Genomic DNA, 2,215 nt, shown 5'->3' with positions numbered 1-2,215 from the left:
GGCGGCAGCGGCGGCGCCGAGGCTTTCCGGCGCGGGCCGGGCCGGGGGAAGCCTTCGCCCGGGGTTTGATTGGGGTTGGCCGGCGTTTGATCGGGGCCTGATGAAACTCGCGACCTTTAACGTCAACGGCATCAAGACGCGGTTGCCGCAGTTGCTGGACTGGCTGGCCAAAGAATCGCCGGACGTGGTGTGCCTGCAGGAATTAAAAGCGCTGGACGGTGTGTTTCCCCAGGCCGAGCTGCGGGAAGCGGGTTACGGCGCTTTATGGAAAGGCCAGCGGTCATGGAACGGCGTGGCGATTCTGGCGAAGGGTGAGGCGCCGGTTGAAATACGGCGTGAGCTGCCCGGCGATGCGTCAGATGACCAAAGCCGCTACCTGGAGGCCGCAGTAGACGGAATCATTGTGGCCTGCCTGTACCTGCCCAACGGCAACCCGCAGCCAGGCCCCAAGTTTGACTACAAGCTGGCCTGGTTTGAGCGCCTGCACCGGCATGCGCTGGCGCTCTGCGGTTCGGGCCACCCGGTTGCGCTGGCCGGTGACTTCAACGTGGTGCCGACCGACTTTGATATCTACAACCCCAAGTCCTGGCGCAAGGACGCCTTGTTGCAGCCCGAAAGCCGGGCGGCCTATGAAAAGCTGTTGGGGCAAGGGTGGGTAGACAGCCTGCGGCATTTGCACCCGCAAGAGCGCATCTACACCTTCTGGGATTATTTCCGCCAGCACTGGCAGCGCAACGCGGGCTTGCGCATCGACCATATCCTGTTGAATGCAGAACTGGCGCCGCGCCTGAAGGCCGCCGGGGTAGACAGTTGGGTGCGCGGGCAGGAACATGCCAGCGACCATGCGCCGGTGTGGGTGGAGCTGGGGGTGGCGCGTAAAGCTGTGGGCGCGGTGAAGAAGAAGGTGGCCAAAGTGGCCAGGCCGCGAGCGGCAGCGGTGCCGCGCAAAAAAGCTCCGTAAGCCAATGCCGTACCTTACGGATTCGTTGCTATTAATTCAATAGCTGCTTGCGCAAGTCCCTATTGGTCTAGCGGCTGTTTTTGATCGCAGTCGCGGCGTCGGTGACCAGTTCGGGGCCTTTGTAGATGAGGCCGGTGTAGATCTGCACGACATCGGCGCCAGCCTTGATCTTGGAGACGGCGTCCGCACCGCTCATGATGCCGCCCACGCCGATGATGGGAAAGCCTTTGCCGAGTGCCGCGCGCAGCTGGCCGATGACGCGGTTGCTGGCTTCCAGCACCGGCGCGCCGCTCAGGCCGCCGGCTTCTTCGGCATGGCGCATGCCTTTCACGGCGTCGCGGCTCAGCGTAGTGTTGGTGGCGACGACGCCGTCCATGGCGTGGCGCTTGAGCGTGGCGGCAATCACATCGACCTGGGCATCATCGAGGTCGGGCGCGATCTTCACAAAAATCGGCACGCGCTTGCCGTGCTGTTTGGCCAGGGTCTCGCGGCGTTCGGCGATGCGGCCGAGCAGGGCGTCCAGGGCTTCGTCGCTTTGCAGGGCGCGCAGGTTTTTGGTGTTGGGGCTGGAGATGTTGACGGTGACGTAGTCGGCGTGCGGGTAGACACCGTCCAGGCAGGTCAGGTAGTCGTCGACGGCGTTTTCAATCGGCGTAGCAGCGTTTTTGCCGATGTTCAGGCCCAGCAGCAGGGTGTTTTGCGCGCCTTGCTTGCGCACGCTGGATCGCTGCACATTGGCCAGAAAAGCGGCCAGCCCTTCATTGTTAAAGCCCAGGCGGTTGATGAGCGCGTTGGCTTCGGTGAGGCGGAACATGCGCGGCTTGGGGTTGCCCGGTTGGCCCAGAGGGGTGACGGTGCCCACTTCGACAAAGCCGAAACCCATGGCGGCCAGGCCGTCGATGCAGCGGGCGTTTTTATCGAGCCCGGCGGCCAGACCCACGCGGTTGGCGAATTTCAGGCCGGCCAGCTCGACGGGATCGCTCACGCGGTTGCCGCAGTAGGCCAGCGACAGCGGCGTGCCCTGGGTGCGCGCCAGCGAAGCCATGGTCAGCTCGTGGGCGGTTTCGGGGTCAAGCCCAAATAAAAAAGGGCGGGCCAGGGCGTAGGGAAGCAGGGACATTGGATAATTCGGCTGTTGGCGATGAGGCGATGAACCACCCGGGCAGGCCGGGCATGAGGCCTGATTGTCGCAAAACCCGTTTCGCCCCGGCCCGCCCGCCCCAAACACTCTTTAATACTTCCATGACCCAAGCC

At 63.8% G+C, this 2,215-nt stretch carries 2 protein-coding genes; one reads left to right on the top strand and one right to left on the bottom strand.

Annotation, left to right across the window (positions count from 1 at the left end; all coding sequences use genetic code 11):
• Positions 1–100: 100 nt before the first annotated feature.
• On the top strand, positions 101–961 hold the full coding sequence (gene xth, locus AC1DWI_RS20400; protein ID WP_477670954.1) for an exodeoxyribonuclease III: 861 nt from the start codon (positions 101–103) through the stop codon (positions 959–961).
• Positions 962–1,028: 67 nt separating this feature from the next.
• Here xth and AC1DWI_RS20395 read toward each other — a convergent pair whose 3' ends face one another.
• Complete coding sequence (locus tag AC1DWI_RS20395) at positions 1,029–2,081, bottom strand: quinone-dependent dihydroorotate dehydrogenase (RefSeq protein ID WP_477670953.1); 1,053 nt, start codon at positions 2,079–2,081, stop codon at positions 1,029–1,031.
• Positions 2,082–2,215: the final 134 nt, after the last annotated feature.

This window comes from Polaromonas sp. P3_C2 (assembly GCF_056402675.1).
Note: the sequence above shows the minus strand (reverse complement) of the source record. Positions and strands in the feature narration are given on the sequence as shown.